The following is a 23,788-nucleotide window of genomic DNA, read 5'->3' as shown; positions in this document are numbered from 1 at the left end:
TTCCGCCCTACGGCAAGGGTATCCCGTGCCGCAACGCAGTCTGATCCAGCGCAACGCCGAAGCCGTTCACGCATCGGCAGGTCGAGCGCGGGCACATTCATGCTGACGGGGCTGGCTCTGCTCAGGGAGATTCACATGATCAATCGCAGGATGGTTGTTCTCGGCATCGGCGCCTCGTTGTCGGGCGCGGCGCTCACGTCGCAGGCGGCTCATGCCGACAATGCGGTGAGCAAGATGACCGCCTACCGCTTCTCCTTCCCGGCGCTGGCCGGTGAGCCGATTCGGCTCGCCGATTTCGCCGGCAAGCCGGTGCTGGTCGTCAACACGGCCTCGCAGTGCGGCTACACCCCGCAATACACCGGCCTCCAGAAGCTGTGGAGCGAGTTCCATGAGCGCGGGCTGACGATCATTGCCGTGCCGTCCAACGACTTCAACCAGGAGCCCGGAATCGCCGGCGACATCGCCGAGCTGGCCAACAAGGACTATGGCGTGACCTTCCCGATGACCGCCAAGGCGGTGGTCACCGGTTCCAACGCCCACCCGTTCTACCGCTGGGCCGCCGAGGCGCGGCCCAAAGAGACGCCGCGCTGGAACTTTCACAAATATCTGATCGGCCGTGACGGCTACATCGCCGACGTGTTCGCCTCCTCGGTCGAGCCGACGGAGACGCGGGTCAAGACCGCGGTCGCCCGGCTGCTGGCGAACGGCTGAGCAACACTCGGCAGGAATGCGGCGGAAGCCGGCAACTTCCCCCGTGTTTTTGCCTCGTTTCCTTTTGGCGCCACTCCGGCTGCTGGGCTAATATCCCGGCCGGATGACGGAGCGACTCTCGGCACTGGCGCTCCCGTTGCAACAACCCCGAGGAAACACGATGCGGATTGCAGCAGGATTGGTGTTCGCGAGCTCTTTGGCGGCTTCGCTGTTGACGTCTGGCGTGGCGTGGTCGCAGGCGCAGCGCACGGCGGCGGCACCGCCCCCGGCTGCTGCCGCACCCGTACCCGCTCCGGCCGCTGCGGTGCAGACCCAGCCGCCGCGCGCGCCCTGCATGAACCCCGAGGCGCTCGGCGTCGGCCGCACCGTCGAAATCGACACGACCGGCGGTCCAGGCTTCGGCTTCGAGCACTTCAAGGACCTTGACTTCCTGAAGGATCACGAGGTCGTGCTGACCTTCGACGACGGCCCGTGGCCGGAGAACACGCCCAGCGTGCTCAAGGCGCTTGCCGACCAGTGCACCACCGGCATCTTCTTCATCATCGGCAAGCATGCGACCTATTATCCGGAGATCCTGAAGCAGGTCTACAATGCCGGCCATACGGTCGGCACGCACACCTGGTCGCATGCGGCGCTGACCAACAAGAAGCTGACCGAGGATCAGCGCAAGGAAGAGATCGAGCTCGGCATCAGCGCCGTGAAGTGGGCGCTCGGCGGCAACTCGCCGGCGCCGTTCTTCCGCTTCCCGGCCCTGCAGCACCCGCCGGAGATGGTGACCTATCTCGGCACCCGCAACATCGGAATCTTCTCCTGCGATCTCGACTCGTTCGACTTCAAGGCGCGCAATGCGCAGGCGGTGCTCGACGTCACCTTCAAGAAGCTCGACAAGCTCGGCAAGGGCATCATCCTGATGCACGACTTCCACAAGCATACCGCCGAGGCCCTGCCCGAGATGCTGCGCCGCCTGAAGGCCGGCGGCTACAAGGTGGTCGCGATGCGCGCCAAGGCGCCGGTGCAGTCGCTGCCGCAATATGACGAGCAGCTCGCCAAGGTCGCGAAGCTGCCGACGGTGAGCCAAAGGCCGGTCTCGAGCGTTGTGACGACAGTGTCCGAATGAGACAGGATTCCTTTCGTCAGTGACCAAGCTTCGTATCGAAGGTTACGTGATCGTGTCGGCCGACGGGATGTTGGCCGACGCGCACAATGCGATGCCGCCCGCCCTGAAATTCCCCGGCGACGCCGCATTCTTTTCCCAGGCCCTCGATGGCGCCGATCTGATCGTCCATGGCCGCAACTCCTATGAGGACCAGCCGAACTCGCCGAAGCGCCGGCGCATCGTCGTGACCCGCAAGGTCGCGGGGCTGGCGCCGGATCCGGAGAAGCCGCTCTCTACCCTTTGGAATCCGGCGGGCGCCTCCTTCGAAGCCGCCTGTGAAGCCGCGGGCGTCAGCTCTGGCACGGTGGCCGTGATCGGCGGTCCGGTCGTGTTCGAGATGTTCATGGACAGCTACGACAGCTTCTTCCTGTCGCTGGCGCCCCACGTCTCCCTGCCCGGCGGCGCGCCGTGCTTTCCAGGCGTCGGTCCCGACCGATCGCCGCAGCAGGTGCTGACGGCCCACGGCTACACGCCGTCCAATCAGCTGATGCTCGATCCCGCCGACGACGTCAGCGTCACCGCCTGGAAGCGATCCGCTTAAGGCTCCCTCCTAGATATCTCCGTAGGCGCTCTGCTCCGGTGCCTTCGGGCCCTTGCCGTAGCCGAAGATCATGAACAGCGCGCCGATGATCGACAGGTTCTTCAGCGCGTCGATCAGGGTCTTGGCGTTGTCGGGCGGGGTCTGGTTCCAGAAGTCATGGAAGTAGAAGATGGTCGCGCCGACGAACAGGATCATCAGAGCCGCGAAGAAACGCCCGAGAAAGTTGAGCGCGATCATCACACCGGCGAGCACCTCGAACGCGCCGGCCGCGATCGCCAGGATCTGCGGCATCGGCATCTTGGCGGCGGCCTCGAGCTGCGCTGCATAGGGCGCGAGCATCGTGGGAATCGTGACCTTGGCGGCGATCAGATCGGCGGTGGCGGCAATGCCGAACAGCTTGGTCGCGCCCGTGTAGATGAAGATCACGGCGAACAGAACGCGCCCGAACGTAATGAAACCCGGCATTCTCGCCCTCACGGATCAACTTCAAACGATGTGTCGCCGGCCTACAGGGCCGGATATGTGACGTCGCGAACGCTTTTCAACAATAAAGGCGGGCGGAATACGACCGAAACCGGACGAATTCCGCCACACTTCGATCACGCCGGCACCGTCACGCGAACAGCGTCGGCTGCGCCCTCCCTGCCCGCTCCTGGGCCTCGACGGCGGCCACCGCCGTCATGTTGAGAATGCCGCGCGCCGTCACCGATGGCGTGAGGATATGCGCCGGCCTGGCAGGGCCGATCAGGATCGGCCCCACCGGGACCGCATCCGCCAGCACCTTGATCATCTGATAGGCGACGTTGGCGGCATCGAGATTCGGCATGATCAGCACGTTGGCCGAGCCCTCGAGATTGGAATGCGGCAGGATCGCCTTGCGCGCGGTCGCCGACAGCGCGGTGTCACCCTGCATCTCGCCGTCGGCCTCGAGGTCGGGACGATGCTGCTTCAACAGCGCCGTCGCCTGCCGCATTTTGCGCGACGACTCCGTGTCGTAGCCGCCGAAATCGGAGTGCGACACGAACGCGATCTTCGGCTTGATGTTGAAGCGCGTGACGTGGTTGGCCGCCAGCGAGGCCATCTCGGCGAGCTCCTCAGCGGTCGGATCCGGCCGCACCTGGGTGTCGCCGATGAAATAGGCGCCCTTGCTGGTGATGGTGAGCGCCAGCGCCGCGTAGTCGCTGACCCCCGGCATGAAGCCGATGATCTCGCGGACATGACGCAGATGGCTCATGTAGCGGCCCTCGACGCCGCAGATCATGGCGTCCGCCTCGCCCCTGACGACGGCGAGCGCCGCGATGACCGTGGCGTTGGTGCGCACCACCGTGCGCGCCGCATCCGGCGTGACACCACGGCGGCCGGCGATCTCGATGTAGCTCTGCACGTAAGAACGGTAGCGCGGATCGTCCTCGGGATTGACGAGGTCGAAATCACGCCCGGCCTTGATCGACAGGCCGAAGCGCTTGATGCGGGCCTCGACAACGCTGGGGCGACCGACCAGGATCGGCCGCGCCAGCTTCTCCTCCAGCACCACCTGGGTGGCGCGCAGCACGCGCTCGTCCTCGCCCTCGGCATAGATCACGCGGACCGGCTGCGTCTTTGCCTTGGCGAACACAGGCTTCATCACCAGGCCGGAGCGGAACGCGAAACGCTCCAGCAGCGCGGTGTACTCGTCGAAATTGGTGATCGGCCGCATCGCTACGCCGGACTCCATCGCCGCCTTCGCCACCGCGGGCGCGATGCGCAGGATCAGGCGCGGATCGAACGGCGACGGGATCAGCGACCCCGGGCCGAAGCCCTGCGTCTCGCCGCTATCGAAGCCGCGGCTCACCGCGTCCGAGGGCGGATCCTGGGCGAGCTGCGCGATCGCATCGACCGCGGCCTGCTTCATCGCCTCGTTGATCGCGGTGGCGCCGACGTCGAGCGCGCCGCGGAAGATGAACGGGAAGCACAGCACGTTGTTGACTTGGTTCGGGAAGTCCGAACGCCCGGTGCAGATCATCGCGTCGGGCCGTGCGGCGCGCGCCTCCTCCGGCATGATCTCCGGATTTGGATTGGCGAGCGCCATGATCAGCGGCTTCTCGGCCATCTGCTTGAGCAGCTCCGGCTTCAGCACGCCGCCGGCGGACAGCCCGAGGAAGATGTCCGCGCCACCGATCACATCGGCGAGCGTCCGCTTGTCGGTCTTCTGCGCATAGACCGCCTTCCACGGATCCATCAGCGTGTTGCGGCCCTCATGGACGACGCCGTCGATGTCGCAGACCCAGATGTTCTTGCGCTGCGCGCCCATCGACACCAGCAGATTGAGGCAGGCGATCGCGGCGGCGCCTGCGCCCGACGTCACGATCTTGACCTCGGAGAGCTGCTTGCCGGACAGCGACAGCGCGTTCTTGATCGCGGCGCCGACGATGATTGCAGTGCCGTGCTGGTCGTCATGGAAGACCGGGATCTTCATCCGCTCCTTGAGCCGCGCCTCGATCTCGAAGCACTCCGGTCCCTTGATGTCCTCGAGGTTGATGCCGCCGAAGGTCGGCTCCAGCGCCGCGACCGTCTCGACCACCCGGTCGATGGTATCGGCCGCGATCTCGATGTCGAATACGTCGATGCCGGCGAATTTCTTGAACAGGACCGCCTTGCCCTCCATCACCGGCTTGGAGGCCAGGGGGCCAATATTGCCGAGGCCGAGCACAGCGGTCCCGTTGGAGACGACGGCCACCAGGTTGGCCCGCGCGGTCAGCGATGCCGCCTCGGCCGGGTTGTTGGCGATCTCGGTGCACGCAGCGGCGACGCCCGGCGAATAGGCCAGCGCCAGGTCGCGCTGATTGGCGAGCGGCTTGGAGGCCTGGATCTCCAGCTTGCCGGGCCGCGGCAGGCGGTGATAGGCCAGGGCTGCGGAACGAAGATCTTCAGAATAGGACGACGACATACGTGCTCCAGCGTTTCCGACCCGGATTTTTGGTCTCTTGAGTCTCGGTCAGACGTCGGTTTTTCCGGCCGGTGGAAGCGCATGTGATGCACGCTGGGCGGCTTTCATGCAACATCCGAAACCATGCTCGCCGGCATCCCGGGCCAGCGATTCCCCAATTCGCAGAAGCACATCCCTACTCCATCGATTTCATTGAGACCATCACCACTTGCTGCCTAAGCCTTGGGCGGAGCACATCAAATGACCCGTATCGTGATCGGAATTCTCACGGCTGTCGCGCTGGCCGTCGCTGGCCTCGTCGGCGTGCCCTGGTACGCCCAGAGCCGCGCCGAGCGCGAGGTCGAGGCGAGCTTTGCCCAGATCCGGCAGAGTGGCGCCACGGCAACCTATGGCAAGGTCGCCTTCGACCTGTGGAGCCGCAAATTGACAATCGCCGACGTCAAGCTGGAATCGGCGACCCAGCCGCCGGCCAGCGTCACGCTTGGCACCGTCACCGCGACCGGCCTGAGCCAGCCTGATTCCGAGCATGTCACGGCCGCCAGCATCGAGATCGGCGACATCGCCATGGCCGGCCAGATCCCCGGCCCCTCGCCGCTGCGCCTGAGCTACAAGCTGCCGCAACTGGTGGTGAAGGATTACGCCGGCCCGGCGCGGTTCGCGGCGATCCCGGCCGGGGCGGGTGCGCTCGAGACCACCCGCGCCCTCGCCCAACAGCTCGCCACCGTCAGCGCCACCTCGGCCACGGTGCCGCGGGTCACCGGCACGATGGAAGGCGGCGCCGCGGTCGGGCCGACCGAATTCGGCTATTCCGGGCTGGTGGTGGACGGCATCAAGGGCGGCCGCATCGACAACTACAAGATCCAGGAAGTCACCTTCAGCACGGCGGCGCAGCCGCCGAACGGCAAGGTCGAGACGGTGCGCGGCCGCATGCTCGACATCGTGACCAAGGACATCGACGTCAACGCCATCGTCGCCCTGTTCGCGACCGAGTCCGCCAAGGACGATCGTGCCATCCGCCTGAGCGGCTCCGCCGGGATGGGCCTCTACGAGATCACGTCCGATCTCGGCATGCGCATGCACATCGACGCCCTGACGATGGACGAGTTCGGCGTGCGGCCGTCGCGCATCCAACTGCCCGCGCTGGTCGCTGCCCTGACGCCGACCTCGCCGCGAACGAGCGCCATGACGCCCGACCTCATCGACAAGGTGGCCAGCATCTATGACGGCGTCCTGTTCAAGAACGTCGAGGTCCGAGGTCTGGCGGTCGAGACTCCCGACGGCCCGGTCAAGGTCGCGCTGACGCGGTTCGACCTCGACGACGGCAAGGGCGACGTCGCGTTCGAGGGCTTCGACGGACGGACCCCGAACGGACCGGTCAAGCTCGGCCGCTTCGCGGTCAAGCGCTTCGACATGGGCGGTATGCTGCGCCAGACCGCCAAATTCGCCGTGCCCGGCGCCAAGCCCGGTGCGGCCGAAGCCCTGGCGCTGTTCAAGCTGATCGGCGGCATCGAGCTGAAGGGGCTGACGACCTCCTACAAGGCGAGCACCAAGCCGGTGCAGATCGACAATTTCAGCCTCGACTGGGGCCAGTTCGTCGGCCCCATCCCGACCCAGGCGCACCTGGTGGCCAAGATGGCCGGACCTCTGGATGCGTCCAATCCGGCGCTGCTGCCGCTCCTCGTCGCCGGCATCGACACCGCCGCGTTCGACGCCGATCTCGGCCTCGGCTGGACCGAGAGCTCGGGTGCGTTCGCGCTCCAGCCCTTCAAGCTCGAGGTCAGCAACCTCATCGCAGCCTCGGCCAATGTCTCGCTGTCGCAGGTGCCGCGCGACGTGTTCACCATCGACCTGCAGCAGGCCACGACGGCAGCGGAGCAGATCGAGGCCAGCGGGCTGGAATTGACCCTGCGCGATCTCGGCGCGGTGGACGTGCTCGTCGCCAACTACGCGCGCGGTCATGCGATCACGCGCGATGCCGCGCGCAAGGCGCTGGTCGACAGCATCAAGGCGATCGGTGCCCAGGTCGCCGCCGACAACATCGATGTCGCCAGCGCCGTCGAGGCCATCAGCCGTTTCGTCCAGACCCCGCGCCAGACCTTCACGTTGAAGCTCTCGCCGCGCGCCAAGGTCCCAGCCCTGCAGCTCGCCCAGCTCATCGCCATCGACCCGCCGAGCGCGCTGGCGCAGTTCAAGATCGAGGCCCAGACCGCGCCGTGACTTGAGCCGCGATGTGAGGGGAGAGTGAGTCCCCGCCTCTCTCCTCCGTCATACCCATTCCGGGGCGCGCGCAGCGCGAACCCGGAATGACAACGATGGGATTTGTGCACGGGGCTGACATCGGTACGATGGCGAGGACGGCCTTTGTCCCATGAACGTCCGCGTTCTTCGCATCCCTCATTCAAGTCAACTCGCGAGCCACGCGCGTCCCCGATCCCGCGGCGCGAGCGCCCGAGTTATTCCGGTCGTTCGGCCCTCCTTCGACGAAGAGGGCGCAGGGAATGCCGGGTGCTGGCCGCAACCCATGGCCCGCCTGCGAAAAAAAATGCAGGCGGCAGGTACCACAGGTGCTGCCGATCAACCGGCATTCCCTGCGCGGTGGGCTTTTCGGCTGCTTCGCGCTCTCCTCGGGGACCGGCTTGTTTGCCCCCGTCATCCGCGCGATGCCGGAAGGCATCTTCCGCGAACTTGACACCAGCATCGGGGTGTCAGGACCACGCGACTTGACCGTCTGCACCGTGCCGTTCGTCGACGCGCGCTATCAGCACGTTGCGAACACGATGCAGCCACCGCCTCCCCGCCTCACGTCTCGTGACGACCGCGAACCGTCCCTCTTCATCGAGGCGGGATGGCCGGAAATGTGGAGGTGATTTGCCCGACGGTGCAAGCGGAATGATTGCGACAAACTAACACGACGGGCAGTTTGCGCATGAGTGAGATGCGGAGATTGCCCGTCGGGCTGGCATCGGCACGATCGGCAACTATCAGTCACGTTCCTCGACAAATCACGCACTATGGGTCCCGGCGTTCGCCGGGACGACAGTTGTGTTTGGCGCTCGACCGCGGCCTGGTGAGCCGGCTACGCGCGCCACTCGCACCGAAGGATGATCAATCGCATCAGCCTTCTGCTGAAAAGGGCCGCCTGCGGTGATAATACGAACGTCATGCCCGACCTCCCCACCTTCCTCCTGTTCCTCTCCGCCGCACTCATCGTCGCGCTGACGCCCGGCCCCGGCATCTTCTATATCGTGGCGCGGACGCTGGCCGGCGGGCGGAGCGAGGGGCTGGCGTCCAGCGTCGGGCTTGGGCTCGGAGGGCTCGTGCACGTGACCGCCGGCGCCGTCGGGCTGTCGGCGCTGGTGATGGCGAGCGCTGAGGCGTTCGCGGTGTTGAAGATCGCGGGCGCGTTCTACCTGATCTGGCTGGGCATCAAGACATGGCGGGAAGCGCGGGTCGCAGGGCCGGCCGAGGTGACGACGACCGGCAGCCGGCCCGCCTTCCGCGAGGGCATCGTCGTCGAGGCGCTCAACCCGAAGACGGCGGCGTTCTTCCTCGCCTTCATTCCGCAGTTCGTCGATCCCACGGGCCACGTCGCCGCGCAGTCCATCGTGTTCGGGCTGATCTCGGTCGCATTCAACACCAGCGTCGACCTGGTCGTGACGTTCTGGGCCGCCAGAGCACGGCACGGTCTCGTCACGCGCCCGAGCCTCGTGACGCGGATGCGGCAGGCGTCGGGCGCCGTCATGTGCGGCCTCGGCGGCGCGCTGCTGTTTGCACGCCGCGCAAGCTGACGCAAACCAGCAGCTCGTTCGCTGTCAGGAAGCGAGCCCGCGGGCAGCGGTGCGGTCGGTGCCTCATCAGCCGATGCTGTCGCAACCGCCCTCACCTAGTCACGGTAGCGACAGAACTCGTCGCCATTTTCGTACTCGTAGCAGATCTTGATACGGCGATACGGCCGGTCCTCGTCGAAGCTGCTTGAACGGCGATCCATGTCGTCGTCGCGCTGCATGCGCGAACTCCTTCCCGTGGTGCGATGGTCCATGTCCTGGTCCATCATGCGGCCCATGCGGTGCTGGCGCATGCGATCCATGCCCATCCGATCGTCGTCGCGCTGTTGCGTGGTCCAATCGCGGTTCACCTTGGTATCTTCGGCGCTCTGCCGCTCGCGCTCCCGGGCCTGGTCCGCCTGCTGGGGCGTGCGTTCGGGCTGCACAGGAACGGCTTGGGACTGGCCCGTTCGAGGCGTGGTGTCGGCCTGCTCAGCCAGAGCTGCGGCGGACACGAAACAAGAGGACAGGAACAGAACGGTCGCTGCTGCTGAAACGCGCATGGTTCATCCTCCATGAGAATGCTCTCTAACCGTGCGGCTCAGGGTTGGTTCTAACGAACTGCCGGCTTTCGATATTGCGCCGCAACGACCGTCGCGGCGCCGCTGTGTCGCCCTATGCGGCGGAGTGAAATCGTGGGCGAACGACGCCGGTTTGAGTATTCCGCAGCCGTTCTTTGTTGCCGTGGCCGCGGCGAAGGCCAGGCACACCAGTCCGAAAGCAGCGTTGCACCTGCCGTCCGGAGCCCGGCGTCCCGCGTCAACCCGAGATCAGGTCGTGGGTGGTTCCACGCCGCCGCCAGTATCTCGCACGCAGCCGCGGTGCGATCTGCCAGAAGAGAATGGCGGCCAGCGCCACGCTCGATGCGATCATGACCGGCATCGCGATCATCGCGTGGTCGCTCAGCGGTGTGAGGAGAATGGTCAGGACTCCCGCGCCGAACAGCACAGCCTGAACCATCATGAAGATCATCGCCGAAATCTGTGTTCGCACGGACATTGCAGTCGCCCACAGTTGTTGCGCATGCAATCCAAACCCGAAATCCAGCCAACTGTTCCGCCTCACCATGAGCTCAGTACGGCAGGCCGCAGCCTCGTCCGCCCGAACTCATCGCAGCGGCACCGGAAGTCAGCGGGAAGCGTGGGCAACGCGGCAAGGCCCGGCGATGGCCGTCTTGCCGCGCCCCCCTCCGCGCCTCATTCCAGCTCGATCGCCTGGTAGGTGCCGGTCTCGTCGAGCGCGGTGCCCCAGATCTTGTGCGAGGCCTGGTGCTCGGCGCGTCCGAAGGAGAGCTTGCTGCCGAGCCCGAGGTCGATGCTCTGCATCGACTCCAGCGTATCGACCAGCCGCTCGGTCTCGAGCGGCGTGGTCTGCTTCAGCGCCTGGATCAGGATGCTCGCCGAGATGAAGCCCTCGAGCGAGGTGTAGTCCGGCGCTTCGCCCGGGAAGTACTTCTCCAGCGCCGTCTTGTAGTCGAGCACCAGGCTCGAATAGCCTGCGACCGAGGGAACGCCCTGCGTGACGATGACGCCGTTGGTGTATTTCGAGCCGAGCAGCTTCAGCTCGGCCGCGAGCGACGACGATCCGACCGCCGAGATGTTGGCGTAGATCAGCCCTGGAACCGCCTCGTGGGTCTTCTCGATGAATTTCGCCGCCGCGCGGTCGGTCGCGATCATGATCACGGCCTTGATCGGCGGCTTGGTCTGCGCCTTCAGCTTGCCGACGGCCTCGTCGACGTCCAGCGTGCCGCGCGGAAAGCCGTAGCGGATGATCGGATCGTTGATGCCGTTCGCGCGGAACGCCTTGGCGACACCGTTGGCACCGTCGTCGCCATAGGCGTCGTTCTGCGCGAACACGGCGATCTGCTTCGCCGGGATGCGCTTGACCTTCATCAGGTAGCGCACGATCGCCGCGGTCTCTTCGGCGTAGCTCGCACGATAGTTGAAGACGTAGCGGTCGGGCGGATCGCGGCGGACGACGGCGGAGCCGCTATAGGGCGCGAAGAACAGCGCGCGGCGCTCCAGCGCGTAGGGAATCGCCACCGCGTTGTTCGCAGTGCCCATGTTGCCGATATAGCCGAACACCTGGTCCTTCTCGTACAATTGCGTCATGGCGCCGAGCGTCCGCGTCGGATCATAGCCATCGTCGGCAGCGATCAGCCGCAGCTTGCGGCCGTTGATGCCGCCGGCATCGTTGGCGCGCGCGAACGCGGTCTCGATGCCGAGCTTCATCTGGCGCGCGGACTCCTTGCGGACTCCAGAGAACGGGATGACGGTGCCGAACCGGATCTCAGTATCGCTGACGCCGTGCGGAAGCGGAGGCGGCAGGTTGGCCGTGGGCTGCGTCGAAGCGGCCGCGGTCGAGGGAGCCAGCGCGAAGGACAGCGAGGGAGCCGCCGACTGCTGCTGGCTGAGCGACCGCTCCAGCTCTGCCAATTGGCGCTCTGCGGTCTGACAGTTCACCTGCGAGGACGCGACCCGCCCGCGGCCCTCGGCGATGTAGCTGTTGAAGGTGCGGATGAGCCCATCGCGCTCGCCGCCGTTCGAAGAGCCCTGGCGGATCACTTCGCTGAATTGATCGATGATGGTCTGGACGCGTCCCTGGGCGATCTCGCGACACGTCGCGGCCTGACCGACGACCGGACCGACGCGGGCGGCGAGATCACGAACGACATCGGGGGAAATGGGGACAGCAGAGGCGGCAGGGACGAAGAAGCAAGTTCCGAGAAGGAGCGCACACCAGCGAACGGTCATTTTGAACTATCCGTCTTCTTGTGATTGGTTGGCTATGTTCACTACATGAGTCAGACAGGCTTCTATTAAGGACAGGTTGCATAACACCGCAACCGCCATTCGACTGATCGCTGTCGCCTGGAACTCATAGCGAGCCGCACTGCTCGATCGCGTTCTGCGTTGGGTCTCGCAACGCGCCGAACTAACAGCCGGCGCCATCGATTAGTTCTCAGAATCAACACTTTGCCGCGGGGCACGACGGCCCGATCCTGTGGCCGTTCGAAGAGCTCGGCGCGATGCGCGAGAGCGCATCCGGAGCCGCCTCGACGCAATCGAAGGCCCGGACGAAGTTGTTCGCAGTGTTAACCAGCATTAACGCGAGAACATCAAATACGGAGCGACGCCTTCAAGGCTGGGTCATCTTGCACCGGCGTGACGTCCTAACCGGCGACGACATGCCGCAGCTCGGGGCCGATAACGACGAGCCGAGACGGATTGCGCTGTTCAGCTGGATCGAGACGCGCTCGGGGATCGCCTGAGAGGCGTTCGAGCCGCCGGTCGACGCGATCCACCATTTTGTCGGCAAATGGATCGCGTGGGTCGTGGTGGCCCTGTACGTCGCCGCCGCACTGTTTCATCACGCCGTCCGCCGCGACGACGTCCTGACGCGGATGCCGCCGGGCCGTTCGGTGGCATAAGGGAGAACACTGCCGTCGGGTGGGCAAAGGCGCTGCCCTGCTCTCTCCTCACGGCAATCTGCTGGAGCGCCGTGCCCTCCATCTCGCGGCGGATGCGCCGATGGATGGTGGGCACGCCGCCGCTTGACGGCGGCCGCTTTGCCCACCCTACATCGAGCCCTGCCGAACTACTTGTTCGGCAGATTGGTCCTGATGTGCAGCTCGCGAAGCTGCTTGGTCGAAGCCTCGGACGGGGCGCCCATCAGCAGGTCCATGGCCTGCTGGTTCATCGGGAACAGCGAGATCTCGCGCAGGTTGGTGGTGCCACAGAGCAGCATCACGATGCGGTCGACGCCGGCGGCCATGCCGCCATGCGGCGGGGCGCCGTACTGGAAGGCGCGGTACATGCCGCCGAAGCGGTCGACCACCTCCTGCTCGCCGTAACCTGCGATCTCGAACGCCTTCACCATCGCCGCCGGCTTGTGGTTGCGGATGCCGCCGGAGGCGATCTCGTAGCCGTTGCAGGTGATGTCGTACTGGAACGCCTTGATCGTCAGCGGATCCTGGGTCCGCAGCGCCTCCAGGCCGCCCTGCGGCATCGAGAACGGATTGTGCGAGAAGTCGACCTTCTTGTCGTCCTCGTTGTACTCGTACATCGGGAAGTCGACGATCCAGGCCAGCTTGAACTGATCCTTGTCGGCGAGGTTCAGCTCGTCGGAGACCTTGTTGCGGGCGAGGCCTGCGAACTTCCAGAACTTGTCGGGATCGCCGGCGACGAAGAAGGCGGCGTCGCCTTCCTTGGTGCCGATCTGGCTGCGGATCGCAGCGGTGCGCTCCGGACCGATGTTGTTCGCCAAGGGACCCGCACCCTCGCCGCCCTCGCGCCACATGATGTAGCCGAGGCCTGGCTGGCCTTCGCCCTGCGCCCACGAGTTCATCCGGTCGCAGAACGCGCGGCTGCCGCCACCCGATGCGGGAATCGCCCACACCTGGTTCTTGGGGTCCTCGAGCATGCGCGCGAACACCTTGAAGCCTGAGCCGCGGAAGTGCTCGGAGACGTCGGCCATCTCGATCGGGTTGCGCAGGTCGGGCTTGTCGGAGCCGTATTTGCGGATCGCTTCCGCGAACGGGATGCGCGGCCAGCCCTTGGTGACCGGCTTGCCCTTGGCGAAATCCTCGAACACGCCGGTGATCACCGGCTCCATCGCCGCGAACACGTCCTCCTGCTCGACGAAGCTCATCTCGACGTCGAGCTGATAGAACTCGCCGGGCAGGCGGTCGGCGCGCGGGTCCTCGTCGCGGAAGCACGGCGCGATCTGGAAATAGCGGTCGAAGCCCGACATCATCAGCAGCTGCTTGTACTGCTGCGGCGCCTGCGGCAGCGCGTAGAACTTGCCGGGATGGATGCGCGACGGCACCAGGAAGTCGCGCGCGCCCTCCGGCGACGACGCGGTCAGGATCGGGGTCTGGAATTCGAAGAAGCCCTGCTCCTTCATGCGCCGGCGCATCGAGTCGATGATCGCGCCGCGCGTCATGATGTTCTGGTGCAGCTTCTCGCGGCGCAGATCGAGGAAACGGTACTTCAGCCGGATGTCCTCTGGGTACTCCTGCTCGCCGAACACCGGCAGCGGCAGCTCGTCCGCCGGGCCGAGCACCTCGATGTCGGAGACGTAGAGCTCGATCTTGCCGGTCGGCAGATCGTCATTGTCGGTGCTCTTGTTGTCGGCGCCGGCCGGGCGGCGGCGCACCTTGCCCTCCATGCGCACGACCCACTCCGAGCGCAGCTTCTCGGCGAGGCTGAACGCCGGCGAGTCCGGATCGACGACGCACTGGGTGATGCCGTAATGGTCGCGCAGATCGACGAACAGCACGCCGCCATGGTCGCGGATGCGATGGCACCAGCCGGACAGCCGGACCGTCTCTCCGATGTTGCTCTCGCGGAGCGCGCCGCAGGTGTGGGTCCGGTAGCGATGCATGGTCGTCCTGAATGGTCGTCGTGAGGAAAAGGGAATCGGCGCAGCCGCAAGGGCGCATTGCCGAATGCGCGCAGGGTTTAGCCGAGCCGCCCCGGCGCGGCAACCGCATGCGCGGCCCCTTTTCCGCCTCGTTGCGGAAAAGGCCGCCTCCCCGGCGCACCGGAGCAACCGGCCGCGCTGCCGCCGAATTGAGCTGGCGCTGAAACGCTCATCTGGCAGCCGTTTGGGCTCGAAAAGCGGCCTCAGCGGGCCTATCTTGGAGCCATGACCGTGCATTTCCCCTTCCAGAATTCCTACGCCGCGCTGCCGGACAATTTCTTTGCCCGGGTGGCGCCGACCCCCGTCGCGGCGCCCCGCCTGATCAAGCTGAACCGGCCGCTGGCCGAGGAGCTCGGCCTCAACCCGACGGAGCTGGAGACGCCGGAGGGCGCCGAGATCCTGGCGGGCAAAACCGTGCCCGAGGGTGCCGAGCCGATCGCGATGGCCTATGCCGGCCACCAGTTCGGGCATTTCGTGCCGCAGCTCGGCGACGGCCGGGCGGTCCTGCTCGGCGAGGTCGTCGACCGCAACGGCGTCCGCCGCGACATCCAGCTCAAGGGCTCCGGCCCGACGCCATTTTCGCGCCGCGGCGACGGCCGTGCGGCGCTGGGGCCGGTCTTGCGCGAATACATCGTCAGCGAGGCGATGGCGGCGCTGGGAATCCCGACCACCCGGTCGCTGGCCGCTGTCGTCACCGGCGAGCAGGTCTATCGCGGCACGGCCCTGCCCGGCGCGGTGCTGACCCGCGTCGCCACCAGCCACATCCGGGTCGGCACGTTCCAGTACTTCGCCGCCCGCCAGGACGTGGACGCCGTGCGCCGGCTCGCCGACCACGTCATCAGCCGGCACTATCCTGATATCGCCGGCACCGAGCGGCCCTACCACGCCCTGCTCGACGCCGTGATCGCGCGCCAGGCCAAGCTGATCGCCGACTGGCTGCTGGTCGGCTTCATCCATGGCGTCATGAACACCGACAACACCTCGGTGTCCGGCGAGACCATCGATTACGGCCCCTGCGCCTTCATGGACGCCTACGACCCCAAGCAGGTGTTTTCCTCGATCGACGAGTTCGGCCGCTACGCCTTCGCCAACCAGCCGCGCATCGCGCTGTGGAACCTGACCCGGCTGGCCGAATGCCTGCTGCCGCTGTTCGGGGACGACAAGGACGAGGCGATCAAGGAAGCCGAGGCTGCACTCGACGGCTTCGCCGCGGAGTTCACCGACGCCCACCAGGCGGGACTGCGGCGCAAGCTCGGCCTGTTCACGCGAGCCGAGGGCGACCAGCCGCTGGCGCAGGCGCTGTTCGACGCGATGGCCGCGGCCAAGGCCGACTTCACGCTGACGTTCCGCCGTCTCAGCGACGCCGCCGGCAACGGCGATCTCGGCGAGGTCCGTTCGCTGTTCGAGGATCCCGCCGGGTTCGACGAATGGGCGGCGCGCTGGCAGCAGCGCCTGACCGAGGAACCGCAGAGCCCGGCCGAGCGGCGCGCGGCCATGCGCAAGGTCAATCCGGCCTTCATCCCGCGCAACCACCGCATCGAGGCGGTGATCACGGCGGCGGTCGAGAACGACGACTACGCGCCGTTCGAGGAGCTGCATGCGGTGCTGGCCCGGCCCTATGACGACCAGCCGGACCGGGCTGATTATGCCGATCCGCCGCAGCCGGAGGAGCAGGTGTTGCAGACGTTCTGCGGCACCTGACACGCAGTCTTAACCTCGCGTCCACCATCGCCCTGACAGCGCCCGGGCCCTTAAGAAACGATCAACGCAGCCCCGACAAGTTGAACCAACAGGTCGGGGAGGTCTGAGACGTGGATGCGCTGGTGTTCGAATTCATGGGTCTGGCGATGATCGCCTTGTGCCTGATCGTGCTCGCTGTGCCCTCGGCGCGCCGGCCCGCGGGCCGCGTCCGGCATCACTGACCGGCCCCCTGCCCGCCCATCATCAACCATAGAGCGATCGGCCGAGACACTGGCGCTTGCGTTCGGGGCGGATTGGGCCGACAAGCGGAGACGAATTTCGTCCCTTACCCTTTGCCGACACCCTTGACTTGTCAGCGTTTTCGGACGACGGCGTAAGAGGCTCGTCATGGATCGTTCATGGACTTGATCACCACCACCGCGGACCTCGCAGCCGCCTGCGCCCGCCTCGCCCGCCACCCGGTCGTCACCGTCGATACCGAGTTCCTCCGGGAAACCACCTACTATCCCCTGCTCTGCGTCGTGCAGATGGCGAGCCCGGACGAGGCCGTGGTGATCGATGCGCTGGCCGAGGGCATCGATCTCAAAGCCTTCTTCGAGCTGATGGCGAACGAGAAGGTCCTGAAGGTCTTTCATGCCGCCCGCCAGGACATCGAGATCATCTGGCACCGCGCCGGCATCGTGCCGCACCCGATCTTCGACACCCAGGTCGCTGCGATGGTGCTGGGATACGGTGACAGCATCGCCTACGACCAACTGGTCGAGCGCATCACCGGCCACCGCCCCGACAAGACCCACCGCTTCACCGACTGGTCGCGCCGGCCGCTGACCAAGGAGCAGGCGCATTACGCCGAGGCCGACGTCACCCACCTCCGCGACGTGTTCGCCGCGCTCGATGCCGACCTGAAGAAGCGCGGACGCAGCGACTGGGTCAGCGAGGAGATGGAGGTCCTGACCTCGCCGAAGACCTACGACTTCCACCCCGAGCGCGCCTGGGAGCGGCTGAAGACCCGCGTCCGCAAGCCGAAGGAATTGGCCGTGTTGATCGAGGTCGCGGCCTGGCGCGAGCAGGAGGCGCAGAGCCGCGACGTGCCGCGCAGCCGCGTGATGAAGGACGACGCCGTCGGCGACATCGCCACCCATGCCCCGACAACGATAGAGAAGCTCGGCAATCTGCGCTCGCTGCCCAAGGGCTTCGAGCGCTCCAAATGGGGCTCCGACATCGTTGCCGCCGTGCAGCGCGGACTGGCGCGCGATCTCGCCGCCCTGCCCAAGCTGGAAAAGCCGCGCAACAACTCCAATGGCGCTGCGATCGTCGAGCTGCTCAAGGTCCTCCTGCGCATGACCTCGGAACGGCACGCCGTGGCGAGCAAGGTCATCGCCACCGTCGATGATCTCGAGCAGATCGCCGGCGATGACAATGCCGACGTCGCTGCGCTGCAGGGATGGCGCCGCGAACTGTTCGGCGAGGCCGCGCTGGCGCTGAAGCACGGCAAGCTCGCGCTCGCCATCGAGAAGGGCCGCGTCGTCCGGGTCGACCGGGCCTGATGGGCGTCGCAGCGGCTATGGCCGGCCGCGTCTTCCCCGAGTCTGCCGAGTTGATTGCAGCAGGCGGCACGGGTGTCCATGATCTCGCCAATCATTCGGCGCTGGTCTGCCCCCTCAACTCCGCCTCGATTGTCTGGGACACCTCAACCAGAGCCATCGAGAGAATGTAGACGCTGGTCGGCAGATTGAGCTGGCGCGCCTTCGCGATGGCTGCCCGGAGGCTGCTCGCCAGCTCTTTGAGCTCTTCCTCTCGGGTCATGTCGTGGTCTCGGTCCTGGAGCTGCCGCGTGAGCAAAGACAATTGCGAACCGCCGGAACAGAAGCTGCTGCGGCTGCTCAGCGAGAATCCGGTCGACCTGCACGTCGTCGAGGCCCTTCGCCTCGTCGTCGCGTTCAACAAGATCAGTGATCCGGCCGATCGTCGTATGATTATCGATCTGGCCGAACGACTCGCCTCAGGATGATACCGCCAATAGCCGCCGCGGTCACACCGCGAGCCGGCCGCCAGCGCCGATAAGCTCGGCGCTGTCGAGGACACCGGCAAAATTGCCGATCACCTTGGTTACAACCAACTTGTACAAGGCGGCGTCGCCGGCGCAGGCCTGCCGGCAGGCGACGGCGTCTCCGATCACCTGATAGCGGTGACTGCGGTGAAAGCCGTCCACCACCGTCGAGAGGATCGTCTCGTCCAGCGAGAAGCCGAGCAGCACGCAGCGCATGCTGCGCATGTTCGCCATGTACTCGGCGAACCGGGCCGAACTGTAGGCGGACGGCAGCGGATGCTCGAACGCGAGCTCCCCCGGGGTCGGCTTGAAGTCCGGAAGCCAGTTCGTCAGGTTGGAAGCCGGGTTGAACCAGGCTGCCTGTGCGATCCGCTTGAGATGGACGACCGGCCACAGGTTGTCACGCCAGAGCGCGATCAACTGCCGGCAGCGCGCCATGACGACGTCGCCATCGGCGATCAGATGCCTGCGTCCCTCGGCGAGATATTCGCACTGCAGATCGGCGCAGACGAGAACAGGCGGATCCGCCTCGGTGGCACCGAACAGATCTCGGCCCGACATCATGGTCTCGCTGCGGAGAAGTCGTGCAAGGGCGAGGATGCCGGCCGGCCAGCCGAGAGATCGAGCACGCCCGGCCGATCCCAGTCGCCTTCCGGACGAATGATCATGTAGGGATCGCTGTCGAGCGTGATCGCATCGTCGCACGGCTCGAGGTCCAGCACCATCTCCGTGTAGGAGAAATCGGAGAATGTGAGCTTGCGATTATGGCCGAGCGGCTTGGCGCCGAAATGCGCCCAGAAATCGACGAGACGATCCTGCGCGTGGCCATAGGCCTTCTTGAAGCCCTTGCGCCTGCAATAGTCGAGCGCCTCGCGAACCAGCTTGAACGACAGCCGCGAGCGCCGGTACTGATGGCGCACCGCGAGCCGCTCGACCTTGGCGAAGTCGCCGAAGAAGCGCACACGAACGCATCCAGCCGGCTCCTTGCCGACGAAACCGAGGAAGTGGGCTGCAACCAGATCGTTGCCGTCGAACTCCTCCTCCATGGGACAATCCTGCTCGGTCAGGTAGACCGCGGAGCGGATCGCGGTGACGAGCATGAGGTCATTCGGATCGCGCGCGATGCGCACGGTGATCGCGCGGGGATTCGTCTTTGCTGTCCTGGCCGAACTAATGCTGTGCATCCGCAATGCTCCCTTGTTCGAAACCCTTCATCGACTGGATCGAAGGCGCGATCATCTCGGGCATCCGGTTCCACGGCCGCTGATACCACCAGAGATCGGGCTGAAAGCTCGGCACCGGCGTGAAGCCGAGCGCGCCGAGAAAGGCGCGCCCTTCCGGACTCGATGGTTGCGCGTAGTAATCGGCGGCGCGAAATCTCGCGCCTTGCAGCGCCTGCGCGACGTTGCCGAGACCGATCGCTCCCCGCCCTTGCGCGACGAGCGCCCAGACATAGATGGCGGCTACGTCTTCGTCCGGCCGCGCCAGAAATCTGCGCGGCGGATCATTCAAATTGAACTCATCCAGGAGCAAAGCATCGAGGCCTGAGCAGTTGAGATAGAGGAAGGCGATGCCGCCGAGCAGGTTCCTGCCGCGGTAGAGCGCGAAGATCGAGTCCGGATCGTGCCGCAAGAACTCCGCAAGCTCGTGTTCTGAGGCACGAACGCCCGGTATTTCCCGGCGTGCGAGCGCCGCGAGCTCACCGAGCCGATCGAGCGTGACCGCCCGCGCCGCGACCCGATCCGTCCGCGGCAGCGCGTCGAGCTGATGTCGCGGCGTGAATTCTGTGCTTCCGCGGTAGGGGTTCTGCATCTATGTTTCCAGCTTGGCTTTGATGACGTCATCATACTTGTCGGGGCTGGAGTGTATGCGGCAACATTTGCATCGGGGTGCTGCATCTACGCAGCGCAGGAAGTCTGACGAAACGCTTAACCCTTCGTGGGAGGATTTGAGAGCATTTCTGCTCTGTACGCGTCACCGCAGCTTCCGCAACGCGGCGGATGTGCTCGGACTGACCGGCACAACCCTGATGCGCAAGATCGACCGGCTCGAGGACGAGCTCGGATGCAAGCTCTTCATCCGTGATCAATCCGGCCTGTCGCTCAGCGACGAGGGACGATCGTTGCTGTTCGACGTCGAGCAGATGGAGCGGCTGAGCTTCAACATCTTCCGGCGTGCCTCGCTGTCGACCGACACTCAGGGGTCGGTGCGCGTCGCCGTGACCGAAGGCCCTGGCAATTTCTGGATCCTGCCGCGACTGATCGATTTCCAGAAGACCTATCGCAGGATCACCGTCGATCTGAGCTGCGCGATGCAGCAGGCCGACGTGTCGCGGCTGGAGGCCGACATCTCGATCCAGTTCGAACGGCCGACCAACCCCGACGTGATCGTTGCAAAGCTCGGCCGTCTGCACATCTACGGCTTCGTGTCGGAGGCCTATCGCGACGCGCATGGACTGCCGACGTCGCTGGCGGATCTCAAGAACCACCGCATCATCAAGCAGCACGGCGTGCAGCTCGACGAGACCGGCTATGCGCGCATCCTCGGCCTGGACTCCCTCGAAGGCATCGTCGGCATCTCAACCAATTCGAGCGTTGCCGTGCTCTACGCGGTCGAGCGCGGCGCCGGCATCGGCTTTCTGCCGACATCGGCAGTCGCGCTCGGGGCGCCGCTCGTTCCTGTCGATCTCGGCATCAACTACCACATGGATCTGTGGCTGACCTATCACAAGGAGTTTCGCAACTCCGACCGGCACAAGGTCGTCATCGACTGGTTGAAGCGCATCTTCGATCCGAAGGTCCATGCCTGCTTCCGGGACGAGTTCATCCATCCGCTGAATCTCGTGCCTCTGATGGCGCCCGCGCGGGATGTCGTCGGCTTCAACGGCTACGTCGCGCCGAAACCCGTATGACGGGCTACCATTTGAGCTCGACGCCGAGCGTGCCCTGATGCGATTGCAGCACCGAGCGAAGCTTTGCATCGTAGTTGAGATAGAGGCGTGCCGTTCGGTTCAGGGATAGCGACAGTGCCGCGCCGGCGTCGGCGCCGTAGCGGCCCTCGCCAAGGCCCTGCAGCGTGATGCTTTGCGGACCGAGGCTGACGGTCAGCGCGCCGAGATTCTGACTGAAATTGTCGACCAGCTTGCCATAGGCCGAGACGTCGAGGATCTTGCCGTCGACGATGAAGTAGCGGCCGAACTCGGCGCCGACGAGAACGCGGGCGCGCTCCAGCGAGGTGCCGCTGACCGACAGCGGGTCGAGCCCGCCCGCTTCCTGGAATGCCGCCGTCGTGGCGCGCGTGTATTCGAAGGCGAGCTTCGGAACGATCCGGCTCTCCCCGATGCTCCAGTAGTAGTCGAGCTCGCTCAGCACGCCCGTGATGTGGGCGCCGTAGACCGACGTCGCCGCACCGAGGCTGGTGTCGCGCCGCGCACTGATCCCGCCGACGCCATGGACGACCGCGATCGCCCAGGTCCAGGGTCCCTGGTCGACCGAGGCGTTGAAGCCAAACTGCGTGAGATCGAGCGTCGCCGCTTGCAGCGCCAGCGGCACATCGACCCAGGTCCGGCTCTGGTCGACGGATAGTCCGACATTCACGCCCGGCACGAGGCGCATGCCGATACCGGCGACGCCGCCCCCAGTCGTCCTCTTGTCGCCGACGAAGTCGCCTTGCGCATCGCTGCGGACGGTGACGCCATACATCTCGCCCCAGGTCCGGAACCGAGGCTGTTCCGAAGCCTCCGGCGCGCCGCCGCCCCCGGGATTGCTCCGCTGCAGCCGGGTGACGCCCTGCGTGGCCTGAGTCCCGAGCCGTTCGAGGAAGCTCGAGCCGAGATCGAGCACGGCTCGGCCGGCCGAACGTTCGGAACTGATCGCGCCTGGCGCAGGGCTGGGCAGTGGGCTCGGCGTTGGTGTCGGCGTTGGTGTCGGCGTCGGGCTGGCGGCGATGCTCGGCAGGCTGGCCTGCGCGACGCACGGCGAAGACGCGGCGGCCGTGCCGAGCGCGACGATGAGCAGCATCGCGCCCGACGCACCACTACGCATTAGCCGATCCGGCCTGGCTTGAGATGCCCCGCGCATCGATGCCCCGTTTCACCGCCGCTCAAATTCGCTTCAATATTGCCGCGATGATTTGCCCGCAGTTCCCGATCGCGGTCAATGAGGATTGCCCGTGCCGCGGCTTCCCTGCAGGGATTTGTGGTTCCAGCACCACAAGCCTCGCAATTGCAGCAACAGCCGGCGACGCGACGTCGCGACGCGTTCTCATCAGTCCGCCAACCTTGATATCGGCGGAAAATCGTGTTGCAATCTCCCGTACAATCGGATTGGCCGTTCGACTGTGCGTTTCGCGACTTTGGAAATTGAGCAGATCCCGGGAAGCCCGTTTGTGGCGTGGCACGCGTGAGCGTGGCCGCGTCTTTTTTTCGTCTAGACGAGGAGACAGCGATGCCGACCTACAAGGGCAGCGTGAAGTGGTTCAACCCGACCAAGGGATATGGCTTCATCAAACCGACTGGCGGAGACAAGGACGTGTTCGTCCACATCTCGGCCGTGGAGCGTGCTGGACTGACCACGCTCAACGAGAACCAGACGATCGAATATGATCTGGTGGAGAGCCGCGGCAAGACGTCGGCAGAGAACCTGAAGCTCTCGTGAGCATCGTCCCGGCGGAGGGCGCCACAGCGCGGGTTCGTAAACCAACTCACGAGCTCCGCGTCAGGTTCGCTCGCCGCCGATGATCAGACTTCGTCAGCCTTGATGTGCCCCCGGCCCCGCCGGGGATTTTTTTGTCCGCGACAGCTAGCGGACGACCGGCCAGATCAGCGTATGATCGCCTTGCTCCACGGACGACGTCCGGCAGAGATCGCCTTCGAGCCGCACCAAGCCCTTGGCCAACAGCTTCAGCGCTTCCGGATAGATCCGATGCTCGACGCCGAGAATGCGCGTCGACAGCGTGTCCGGCGTGTCGTCGTCCCTGACCACGACCGCGCCCTGCATCACGATCGGACCTGCATCCGTCTCCGGGATGACGAAATGCACGGTGGCGCCTGACAGCTTGACGCCGGCGCGCAGCGCCTGGCCATGCGGATCGAGACCGGGGAATGATGGCAGCAGCGACGGGTGAATGTTCAGCATCCTGCCGTACCAGCGCTGCACGAACTCCGCCGTGAACAGGCGCATGAAACCGGCCAGGCAGATGATCTCGATGCCGCGTGCATCGAGCGCCTGCTGCAGTCTGGCTTCGAACCCTGCGCGGTCCTTGCCGAACGGCTTGCTCTCGATGATTTCGATCGCGACGCCGCTCTCCTGCGCTTTCTGCAGCCCGGCCGCATCGGCCCGGTTGGAGATCACGACAGCGATCTCGGCCGGAAATTCCGGCTGCGCCGCCGCGTGGATCAGCGCGGCCATGTTCGACCCACGGCCCGAGATCAGGATGGCGACGCGGCGCTTCATCG

23 protein-coding genes and 1 pseudogene are annotated in these 23,788 nt (G+C 65.7%); 12 read left to right on the top strand and 12 right to left on the bottom strand.

Going from position 1 to position 23,788, the window contains the following annotated elements; all coding sequences use genetic code 11:
* Positions 1-135: 135 nt before the first annotated feature.
* The 3 genes from ACQR2C_RS08065 to ACQR2C_RS08055 all read left to right on the top strand — a co-directional run bounded on the left by ACQR2C_RS08065 (position 136) and on the right by ACQR2C_RS08055 (position 2,408).
* Positions 136-711, top strand: a complete 576-nt coding sequence (locus ACQR2C_RS08065; protein ID WP_315800248.1) for a glutathione peroxidase — start codon at positions 136-138, stop codon at positions 709-711.
* 160 nt (positions 712-871) lie between these two features.
* A complete protein-coding gene (locus ACQR2C_RS08060) occupies positions 872-1,828 on the top strand; it encodes a polysaccharide deacetylase family protein (protein ID WP_434880874.1) in 957 nt (318 codons plus the stop codon).
* 19 nt (positions 1,829-1,847) lie between these two features.
* Entirely contained in the window at positions 1,848-2,408 is a 561-nt protein-coding gene (locus ACQR2C_RS08055; protein ID WP_316180866.1) for a dihydrofolate reductase family protein, read from the top strand.
* A 9-nt stretch (positions 2,409-2,417) separates the two neighbouring features.
* On the opposite strand, the gene ACQR2C_RS08050 is transcribed toward ACQR2C_RS08055, so the two are convergent.
* Both ACQR2C_RS08050 and ACQR2C_RS08045 read right to left on the bottom strand, forming a co-directional pair.
* Positions 2,418-2,873, bottom strand: coding sequence for a DoxX family protein (locus ACQR2C_RS08050; protein ID WP_315800251.1), 456 nt, complete (start codon positions 2,871-2,873; stop codon positions 2,418-2,420).
* Between the two features lie 148 nt (positions 2,874-3,021).
* On the bottom strand, positions 3,022-5,334 hold the full coding sequence (locus ACQR2C_RS08045) for an NADP-dependent malic enzyme (RefSeq protein ID WP_434880873.1): 2,313 nt from the start codon (positions 5,332-5,334) through the stop codon (positions 3,022-3,024).
* A 240-nt stretch (positions 5,335-5,574) separates the two neighbouring features.
* On the opposite strand from ACQR2C_RS08045, the gene ACQR2C_RS08040 reads away from it, so the two are divergent.
* From ACQR2C_RS08040 to ACQR2C_RS08030, 3 genes are all read left to right on the top strand, one after another.
* Positions 5,575-7,551 carry a hypothetical protein gene (locus ACQR2C_RS08040; RefSeq protein ID WP_434880872.1) on the top strand — a complete coding sequence of 659 codons (1,977 nt, stop codon included), beginning with the start codon at positions 5,575-5,577 and terminating at the stop codon, positions 7,549-7,551.
* A gap of 347 nt (positions 7,552-7,898) precedes the next feature.
* A complete protein-coding gene (locus ACQR2C_RS08035) occupies positions 7,899-8,201 on the top strand; it encodes a hypothetical protein (RefSeq protein ID WP_434880871.1) in 303 nt (100 codons plus the stop codon).
* A 294-nt stretch (positions 8,202-8,495) separates the two neighbouring features.
* Positions 8,496-9,122 carry a LysE family translocator gene (locus ACQR2C_RS08030; protein ID WP_434872688.1) on the top strand — a complete coding sequence of 209 codons (627 nt, stop codon included), beginning with the start codon at positions 8,496-8,498 and terminating at the stop codon, positions 9,120-9,122.
* A gap of 95 nt (positions 9,123-9,217) precedes the next feature.
* Here ACQR2C_RS08030 and ACQR2C_RS08025 read toward each other — a convergent pair whose 3' ends face one another.
* The 3 genes from ACQR2C_RS08025 to ACQR2C_RS08015 all read right to left on the bottom strand — a co-directional run bounded on the left by ACQR2C_RS08025 (position 9,218) and on the right by ACQR2C_RS08015 (position 11,911).
* On the bottom strand, positions 9,218-9,661 hold the full coding sequence (locus tag ACQR2C_RS08025; RefSeq protein WP_315800255.1) for a hypothetical protein: 444 nt from the start codon (positions 9,659-9,661) through the stop codon (positions 9,218-9,220).
* A 256-nt stretch (positions 9,662-9,917) separates the two neighbouring features.
* Positions 9,918-10,121 carry a hypothetical protein gene (locus ACQR2C_RS08020; RefSeq protein WP_434880870.1) on the bottom strand — a complete coding sequence of 68 codons (204 nt, stop codon included), beginning with the start codon at positions 10,119-10,121 and terminating at the stop codon, positions 9,918-9,920.
* A gap of 233 nt (positions 10,122-10,354) precedes the next feature.
* Positions 10,355-11,911, bottom strand: coding sequence for an ABC transporter substrate-binding protein (locus ACQR2C_RS08015; protein ID WP_316215655.1), 1,557 nt, complete (start codon positions 11,909-11,911; stop codon positions 10,355-10,357).
* A gap of 539 nt (positions 11,912-12,450) precedes the next feature.
* Here ACQR2C_RS08015 and ACQR2C_RS08010 point away from each other — a divergent pair.
* Positions 12,451-12,588, top strand: a pseudogene (locus tag ACQR2C_RS08010) (cytochrome b); the annotation flags it as partial.
* A gap of 167 nt (positions 12,589-12,755) precedes the next feature.
* Here ACQR2C_RS08010 and aspS read toward each other — a convergent pair.
* The gene (aspS, locus tag ACQR2C_RS08005; RefSeq protein WP_434880869.1) at positions 12,756-14,543 is read right to left on the bottom strand and encodes an aspartate--tRNA ligase; all 1,788 of its coding nucleotides are present in this window, start codon (positions 14,541-14,543) and stop codon (positions 12,756-12,758) included.
* A 264-nt stretch (positions 14,544-14,807) separates the two neighbouring features.
* Here aspS and ACQR2C_RS08000 point away from each other — a divergent pair, with 264 nt between their 5' ends.
* Both ACQR2C_RS08000 and rnd read left to right on the top strand, forming a co-directional pair.
* Positions 14,808-16,283 carry a protein adenylyltransferase SelO gene (locus ACQR2C_RS08000; RefSeq protein ID WP_434880868.1) on the top strand — a complete coding sequence of 492 codons (1,476 nt, stop codon included), beginning with the start codon at positions 14,808-14,810 and terminating at the stop codon, positions 16,281-16,283.
* A 398-nt stretch (positions 16,284-16,681) separates the two neighbouring features.
* The gene (gene rnd / locus ACQR2C_RS07995) at positions 16,682-17,830 is read left to right on the top strand and encodes a ribonuclease D (protein WP_315800260.1); all 1,149 of its coding nucleotides are present in this window, start codon (positions 16,682-16,684) and stop codon (positions 17,828-17,830) included.
* Positions 17,831-17,921: 91 nt separating this feature from the next.
* Here the strand turns inward: rnd and ACQR2C_RS07990 are convergent, their stop codons facing one another.
* A complete protein-coding gene (locus ACQR2C_RS07990; protein ID WP_315800261.1) occupies positions 17,922-18,089 on the bottom strand; it encodes a hypothetical protein in 168 nt (55 codons plus the stop codon).
* 28 nt (positions 18,090-18,117) lie between these two features.
* Between ACQR2C_RS07990 and ACQR2C_RS07985 the strand changes: the two genes are divergently transcribed.
* Positions 18,118-18,294 (top strand): hypothetical protein, encoded by a 177-nt coding sequence (locus tag ACQR2C_RS07985; protein WP_315800262.1) that lies wholly within the window; start codon positions 18,118-18,120, stop codon positions 18,292-18,294.
* 21 nt (positions 18,295-18,315) lie between these two features.
* Here ACQR2C_RS07985 and ACQR2C_RS07980 read toward each other — a convergent pair whose 3' ends face one another.
* The 3 genes from ACQR2C_RS07980 to ACQR2C_RS07970 are packed head-to-tail and all read right to left on the bottom strand — an operon-like array spanning position 18,316 to position 20,145.
* On the bottom strand, positions 18,316-18,897 hold the full coding sequence (locus tag ACQR2C_RS07980) for an isochorismatase family protein (protein ID WP_434880867.1): 582 nt from the start codon (positions 18,895-18,897) through the stop codon (positions 18,316-18,318).
* Entirely contained in the window at positions 18,894-19,517 is a 624-nt protein-coding gene (locus tag ACQR2C_RS07975) for a GNAT family N-acetyltransferase (protein ID WP_316180880.1), read from the bottom strand. Before ACQR2C_RS07975 ends, ACQR2C_RS07980 begins: the two co-directional genes overlap by 4 nt.
* Positions 19,504-20,145 carry a hypothetical protein gene (locus ACQR2C_RS07970; RefSeq protein ID WP_315800265.1) on the bottom strand — a complete coding sequence of 214 codons (642 nt, stop codon included), beginning with the start codon at positions 20,143-20,145 and terminating at the stop codon, positions 19,504-19,506. The genes ACQR2C_RS07975 and ACQR2C_RS07970 overlap by 14 nt, the downstream gene beginning before the upstream one ends.
* Positions 20,146-20,200: 55 nt before the next feature.
* Between ACQR2C_RS07970 and ACQR2C_RS07965 the strand changes: the two genes are divergently transcribed.
* Complete coding sequence (locus ACQR2C_RS07965) at positions 20,201-21,244, top strand: LysR family transcriptional regulator (RefSeq protein WP_315800266.1); 1,044 nt, start codon at positions 20,201-20,203, stop codon at positions 21,242-21,244.
* Between the two features lie 4 nt (positions 21,245-21,248).
* Here ACQR2C_RS07965 and ACQR2C_RS07960 read toward each other — a convergent pair whose 3' ends face one another.
* Positions 21,249-22,376: an autotransporter outer membrane beta-barrel domain-containing protein gene (locus ACQR2C_RS07960; RefSeq protein WP_434880866.1), complete on the bottom strand. Its 1,128-nt coding sequence runs from the start codon at positions 22,374-22,376 to the stop codon at positions 21,249-21,251.
* 402 nt (positions 22,377-22,778) lie between these two features.
* On the opposite strand from ACQR2C_RS07960, the gene ACQR2C_RS07955 reads away from it, so the two are divergent.
* Entirely contained in the window at positions 22,779-22,988 is a 210-nt protein-coding gene (locus tag ACQR2C_RS07955) for a cold-shock protein (RefSeq protein ID WP_284423192.1), read from the top strand.
* A gap of 144 nt (positions 22,989-23,132) precedes the next feature.
* Here ACQR2C_RS07955 and purN read toward each other — a convergent pair whose 3' ends face one another.
* Entirely contained in the window at positions 23,133-23,786 is a 654-nt protein-coding gene (gene purN, locus ACQR2C_RS07950) for a phosphoribosylglycinamide formyltransferase (protein WP_315800268.1), read from the bottom strand.
* Positions 23,787-23,788 lie beyond the last annotated feature (2 nt).

This window comes from Bradyrhizobium sp. HKCCYLRH3061 (genome assembly GCF_051168015.1).
In the GTDB taxonomy this organism is placed as follows: Bacteria; Pseudomonadota; Alphaproteobacteria; order Rhizobiales; family Xanthobacteraceae; genus Bradyrhizobium.
The sequence above is the reverse complement of the archived record's forward strand: the minus strand, read 5'-3'. Positions and strand labels throughout refer to the sequence as shown.

Excerpts from the sequence above, each read along its gene's own strand:
- ACQR2C_RS08065 (WP_315800248.1), top strand. The coding sequence starts at position 136 with ATGATCAATCGCAGGATGGTTGTTCTCGGCATCGGCGCCTCGTTGTCG.
- ACQR2C_RS08060 (WP_434880874.1), top strand. The coding sequence starts at position 872 with ATGCGGATTGCAGCAGGATTGGTGTTCGCGAGCTCTTTGGCGGCTTCG.
- ACQR2C_RS08050 (WP_315800251.1), bottom strand. The coding sequence starts at position 2,873 with ATGCCGGGTTTCATTACGTTCGGGCGCGTTCTGTTCGCCGTGATCTTC.
- ACQR2C_RS08045 (WP_434880873.1), bottom strand. The coding sequence starts at position 5,334 with ATGTCGTCGTCCTATTCTGAAGATCTTCGTTCCGCAGCCCTGGCCTAT.
- ACQR2C_RS08040 (WP_434880872.1), top strand. The coding sequence starts at position 5,575 with ATGACCCGTATCGTGATCGGAATTCTCACGGCTGTCGCGCTGGCCGTC.
- ACQR2C_RS08030 (WP_434872688.1), top strand. The coding sequence starts at position 8,496 with ATGCCCGACCTCCCCACCTTCCTCCTGTTCCTCTCCGCCGCACTCATC.
- ACQR2C_RS08025 (WP_315800255.1), bottom strand. The coding sequence starts at position 9,661 with ATGCGCGTTTCAGCAGCAGCGACCGTTCTGTTCCTGTCCTCTTGTTTC.
- ACQR2C_RS08020 (WP_434880870.1), bottom strand. The coding sequence starts at position 10,121 with ATGATGGTTCAGGCTGTGCTGTTCGGCGCGGGAGTCCTGACCATTCTC.
- ACQR2C_RS08015 (WP_316215655.1), bottom strand. The coding sequence starts at position 11,911 with ATGACCGTTCGCTGGTGTGCGCTCCTTCTCGGAACTTGCTTCTTCGTC.
- aspS (WP_434880869.1), bottom strand. The coding sequence starts at position 14,543 with ATGCATCGCTACCGGACCCACACCTGCGGCGCGCTCCGCGAGAGCAAC.
- ACQR2C_RS08000 (WP_434880868.1), top strand. The coding sequence starts at position 14,808 with ATGACCGTGCATTTCCCCTTCCAGAATTCCTACGCCGCGCTGCCGGAC.
- rnd (WP_315800260.1), top strand. The coding sequence starts at position 16,682 with ATGGACTTGATCACCACCACCGCGGACCTCGCAGCCGCCTGCGCCCGC.
- ACQR2C_RS07990 (WP_315800261.1), bottom strand. The coding sequence starts at position 18,089 with ATGACCCGAGAGGAAGAGCTCAAAGAGCTGGCGAGCAGCCTCCGGGCA.
- ACQR2C_RS07980 (WP_434880867.1), bottom strand. The coding sequence starts at position 18,897 with ATGATGTCGGGCCGAGATCTGTTCGGTGCCACCGAGGCGGATCCGCCT.
- ACQR2C_RS07975 (WP_316180880.1), bottom strand. The coding sequence starts at position 19,517 with ATGCACAGCATTAGTTCGGCCAGGACAGCAAAGACGAATCCCCGCGCG.
- ACQR2C_RS07970 (WP_315800265.1), bottom strand. The coding sequence starts at position 20,145 with ATGCAGAACCCCTACCGCGGAAGCACAGAATTCACGCCGCGACATCAG.
- ACQR2C_RS07965 (WP_315800266.1), top strand. The coding sequence starts at position 20,201 with ATGCGGCAACATTTGCATCGGGGTGCTGCATCTACGCAGCGCAGGAAG.
- ACQR2C_RS07960 (WP_434880866.1), bottom strand. The coding sequence starts at position 22,376 with ATGCGTAGTGGTGCGTCGGGCGCGATGCTGCTCATCGTCGCGCTCGGC.
- ACQR2C_RS07955 (WP_284423192.1), top strand. The coding sequence starts at position 22,779 with ATGCCGACCTACAAGGGCAGCGTGAAGTGGTTCAACCCGACCAAGGGA.
- purN (WP_315800268.1), bottom strand. The coding sequence starts at position 23,786 with ATGAAGCGCCGCGTCGCCATCCTGATCTCGGGCCGTGGGTCGAACATG.